This is a genomic window from Pseudoalteromonas sp., from assembly GCF_036960685.1.
GTDB lineage: Bacteria > Pseudomonadota > Gammaproteobacteria > Enterobacterales > Alteromonadaceae > Pseudoalteromonas.
Map to the genome: position 1 here is coordinate 1 of NZ_JBALXK010000013.1, position 4,393 is coordinate 4,393.

General features: G+C 38.4%; 5 protein-coding genes. 4 read left to right on the forward strand and 1 reads right to left on the reverse strand.

All coding sequences use genetic code 11. The features are described 5' to 3' along the window. The first annotated feature begins 169 nt into the window (after window positions 1-169). From nadC to V7783_RS12095, 3 genes are all read left to right on the forward strand, one after another. Window positions 170-1,015 carry a carboxylating nicotinate-nucleotide diphosphorylase gene (nadC, locus tag V7783_RS12085; protein ID WP_335678920.1) on the forward strand — a complete coding sequence of 282 codons (846 nt, stop codon included), beginning with the start codon at window positions 170-172 and terminating at the stop codon, window positions 1,013-1,015. Window positions 1,016-1,475: 460 nt separating this feature from the next. Next, window positions 1,476-1,904, forward strand: a complete 429-nt coding sequence (locus V7783_RS12090) for a pilin (RefSeq protein WP_335678921.1) — start codon at window positions 1,476-1,478, stop codon at window positions 1,902-1,904. Between the two features lie 10 nt (window positions 1,905-1,914). Beyond that, window positions 1,915-2,346 (forward strand): pilin, encoded by a 432-nt coding sequence (locus tag V7783_RS12095; protein ID WP_335678922.1) that lies wholly within the window; start codon window positions 1,915-1,917, stop codon window positions 2,344-2,346. On the opposite strand, the gene V7783_RS12100 is transcribed toward V7783_RS12095, so the two are convergent. Further along, window positions 2,327-2,935 carry a fimbrial assembly protein gene (locus tag V7783_RS12100; RefSeq protein WP_335678923.1) on the reverse strand — a complete coding sequence of 203 codons (609 nt, stop codon included), beginning with the start codon at window positions 2,933-2,935 and terminating at the stop codon, window positions 2,327-2,329. The genes V7783_RS12095 and V7783_RS12100 overlap by 20 nt on opposite strands. A gap of 152 nt (window positions 2,936-3,087) precedes the next feature. Here V7783_RS12100 and V7783_RS12105 point away from each other — a divergent pair, with 152 nt between their 5' ends. Then, window positions 3,088-4,314 (forward strand): type II secretion system F family protein, encoded by a 1,227-nt coding sequence (locus V7783_RS12105; protein WP_335678924.1) that lies wholly within the window; start codon window positions 3,088-3,090, stop codon window positions 4,312-4,314. The last annotated feature ends 79 nt before the right edge of the window (window positions 4,315-4,393 follow it).

Here is a 4,393-nt window from a genome sequence, read left to right on the forward strand (position 1 = left end):
AAAAAGAAAATGGCAGGGCTAGACGATGATTATCGCTCAACCCTGTTAGAATCTGGGATTAAAATGCGCTAGCCGTGCCTTTCACATCCCTAGAACCTTTTACTACTTCTCTTCGCTAATCAAACATAGTAAAATTTGTGCAATTTCCTAATTATAATGAGCTTTTATAATGTCTATCCCAAGCAGCCTATTAAGCCAACTTGTTAAACTTGCCCTTGATGAAGATTTAAACTATCAAACAGCAGAGCAAGGCGACATCACAGCACAATTAATTCCCGCGACGCAACAAGCCAACGCTAAAGTGATCACCCGTGAAGATTGCGTGTTTTGCGGTAAAGACATTATTTTAGAAGTATTTAAACAAGTAGACCCAAGTGTTGTAGTAAATGTACTGGTTAATGATGGCGATGCAGTAAAAGCAGACGGTACATTATTTACAGCAACAGGCTCCGCTCGCGCTATTTTAACCGCAGAGCGAACGGCACTTAACTTTGTACAAACGTTATCTGGCACTGCCACTACCACTTCAAAGTATGTAAAAGAGCTCGCAGGAACTACCACGCAATTGCTCGACACCCGTAAAACCATACCGGGGCTTAGAGCACTGCAAAAATACGCAGTAAAATGTGGCGGTGGCGCAAATCATCGTATCGGTTTATTTGATGCGTTTTTAATAAAAGAAAACCACATCGCCGCCTGCGGAGGTATTGATAAAGCGGTAGCGCAAGCAAAACTTAATCACCCAAGCAAACCAGTAGAAGTGGAAGTTGAATCACTTAATGAGCTAGATCAAGCCATTACAGCGGGTGCTGATATTATAATGCTGGATAACTTTAGTGTTAAGCAAATTCAGCAAGCGGTAGAGCTTACCAATAAGCGCGCTAAGCTTGAAGTGTCAGGCAATATGACTTTAGAAACACTGCGCACTTACTCACAAGCGGGGGTTGATTTTATTTCCAGCGGCGCACTTACAAAAAATTTACAATCAATTGATTTGTCTATGCGTTTTGAGTAATTATTCTTTTGTATTAGAATTTTATATTTACCTAATCCGTTGACAATTTGAGCAAAAAAGCATTAAATACGCCGAAAGGCTTATTCTGTAACAAACTGTTAATTTTAGTACCTCAGATACTAAAAAATAGTGTTAACATAAGCCTCTAGGATTAATTAAATAGCCTTTAACCAATCCTAAAGAACTATTTTTTGTTGTTACTTTGCTGAATATCGTTTTAAATATGTGTGCTCAGTAAAATTAACAACTATAAAAACAACTATCGAGTGTAGTTATTTTTTAAATTCGATGAAATGCAGCTAACATCGCTTTCAATAAGCAATTTTAGTGCTAAAGTAGTTCTAACAGAGTAATTTTAAAAAAACCGTAAGATAAGGCAGTTACAGTAGCTACCGTGATAACCACGTTACTAACATAACTTTTTTAACTTACAAAAAACACTATCCTTTAGGAGAGGAACATGGAAAAAATGACACAACAAAGTCAAAAGGGTTTTACCCTAATTGAATTAATGATTGTTATCGCAATCATCGGTATTCTTGCTGCTATCGCATTACCGCAATACCAAACTTACACTAAAAAAGCACGCTTCTCTGAAGTTGTACTAGCTGCATCTTCAGTAAAAGGTTTAGTTGATGTGTGTTACCAAACGCGTGGCGCAGGAGTATTAACTGCATGTGATACTGCTGGTGAGATTGGTCTAGATGCAGCTGGCGCTCAAGCGGGAACTCATGTAGCTACCGTTACAATTGCAGAAAATACAGCAGCTATTACAGCAACAGGTCAAGCTACTGTTGACAGTGCAACATATGTTTTAACTCCTTCAGAAGTAGCTGGAAGCCTTACATGGGAGCAAACAGGCACATGTATTGCTGAAGGTGTTTGTTAAATTAATTAGAATGAAAAAGCTCTCAGGCTTTTCATTAATCGAGCTAATGATTACCATCGCCATTATGGGGATTCTGGTATCATTAGCTCTTCCTGCCTATAACAATCACTATAAACGCGCTAAATTTACTGAAGTCGTACTTGCAACTAATGCCCTGCAACGCGCTATTGAAGTTTGTTTTTATACTAAAGAAACACTTAATAATTGTGATTCATTCAGTAAAATAGGTGCTAGTAAATCGGATTACCTCGCCCCAAAGCTTATTGCTAATATTGAGATTTCTAACACAGCGGGTAGTTATAAAATAACCTCCACTGCAAGCAGTGAAGCTTCACTATCAAATGCTGGGGATACATATATAATGATTGCAAATATAAATGCAAATCAACTTCAATGGGAGTTATCTTCCGCAAGTACATGCATTAGTGAAGGGACTTGTTAAACGTAATTACACCATTTATTTTTGTTACATTAACAATGCCATTCTTGGTAATTACCCCGCAAATAGTTTTGCACTCAGTTGCAAAATCTGTCAATTCAAAAAACTCATTCATTTCTATTGGGGGAATCGATTGGCCAATTAACTTGTCGTACAACGGGCGGTTTTTAGTGCTAACAGCTGGTTCATTAAACGAATAAAAATCCTCGAATGTATACCCACCTCTCGCATCGCCTTTTGAAATTGCAAAATATGATGCCTGCCATTTCACAATATAAGCTAAGCGCTGACTGTCAATTTGCTTTACACCATAACCTAAAGAAATTACTTGCAAAAATACGATAAGTATCAGGTTGGTGATATTTTCTTTTCTTGTTTTCACTGGCGATAATAACCAAAAACAAAGTACCGGCCCGAGAATTAAATCAATTGATAGAATGATTCCAGCAAGTCCAGCTAAGTCTGTTAAATAATGTCTACCTGCATAAAACCACTGAGAATAAATATAAAAACCAGCAATCGATAATACAAGTAGTCCGAGTAAAAAATGCAAACCAGACCATTTTAGTTTTCTTAAATAAATTACATTCATTTACGCATTACACTCCAACTGAAAGTGAAACAAATTGAATTAGGTCTATTTAATCAGCTTAAGTTTATCTAATCAATTGTTTAAGCAGTTAAAGCTGGCTACTATAGAGTATAATAATTTTTTATTTCCTAAACGTAATTCGGAATAAAGCAATGGCTAAAGAAACAGATAAAAAAGGACAAGATACCTTCGAATGGGTTGGTGTAAGCGCCCGAGGGAAACGTTTAGAAGGTGAAATGAATGGGATGAGTATAGCTTTAGTCAAAGCCCAATTACGTAAACAAGGTATCACCCCTTCAAAAGTTAAACGCAAAGCCAAACCTCTATTTGGCGCACGTATGCAAAAAATCACGCCAAAAGACATTGCACTGGTTACGCGGCAAATTGCCACTATGTTGATGGCGGGCGTGCCGTTAATTCAATCTATTGAAATGATTGGTACCGGTGCTACTAATAAAAGTGTTGGTAAGTTAATGGAAACCATTGGTGATGAAGTGAAAGCCGGTGGTACTTTATCTAACGCACTACGCAAACACCCCCGTTATTTTGATGACCTATATTGTGATTTAGTCGCCTCCGGTGAACAATCTGGTGCGCTGGATAAAATATTCGACCGGGTTGCCCTTTATAAAGAAAAGTCCGAAGCACTAAAGTCAAAAATTAAAAAAGCCATGTTCTACCCGATTGCGGTGTTAGTTGTGGCGTTAATTGTTACCTCAATCCTACTTATATTTGTAGTGCCACAATTTCAAGATATATTCGCAGGCTTTGGTGCTGAACTTCCCGCATTTACTTTATTTGTTATTGCTATCTCTGAGTTTATGCAGGAATATTGGTGGATCATACTGATTATAATGGTAGCCGCTGGTTACGCTTATAAAGAAGCGTTGTTAAAAAGTAAAAAGCTGCGGGATGCTAACGACCGTGCGATTTTAAAACTACCTGTGATTGGTATGATTTTAAACAAAGCAGCCGTAGCGCGTTATGCTCGTACCCTTTCAACCACCTTTGCGGCAGGTGTGCCATTAGTTGATGCGCTAGATTCCGCAGCTGGTGCCTCTGGCAATGCTGTTTATCGTTATGCTATTTTAGATATTAAAGCTGAAGTAAGTTCGGGTAATCAAATGAACTGGGCGATGCGCAACTCAAAAATATTCCCTGATATGGTGATCCAAATGGTGGCCATTGGTGAAGAGTCTGGCTCTTTGGATGGCATGCTGGCAAAAGTTGCAACTATTTATGAGCAAGAAGTTGATGATGCGGTTGATGGTTTATCAAGCCTTTTAGAGCCGCTTATCATGGCTGTGCTTGGTGTATTAGTAGGTGGTTTGATCATCGCTATGTACTTGCCTATTTTCCAACTTGGGTCGGTCATATAATAGCTGTAAGCTGTAAGCTGTAAGCTGTAAGCTGTAAGCTGTAAGCTGTAAGCTGTAAGCTGTAAGCTGTAAGCAAGAA

Coding starts and splice junctions, on each gene's coding strand:
- nadC (WP_335678920.1), top strand. CDS start 170: ATGTCTATCCCAAGCAGCCTATTAAGCCAACTTGTTAAACTTGCCCTT.
- V7783_RS12090 (WP_335678921.1), top strand. CDS start 1,476: ATGGAAAAAATGACACAACAAAGTCAAAAGGGTTTTACCCTAATTGAA.
- V7783_RS12095 (WP_335678922.1), top strand. CDS start 1,915: ATGAAAAAGCTCTCAGGCTTTTCATTAATCGAGCTAATGATTACCATC.
- V7783_RS12100 (WP_335678923.1), bottom strand. CDS start 2,935: ATGAATGTAATTTATTTAAGAAAACTAAAATGGTCTGGTTTGCATTTT.
- V7783_RS12105 (WP_335678924.1), top strand. CDS start 3,088: ATGGCTAAAGAAACAGATAAAAAAGGACAAGATACCTTCGAATGGGTT.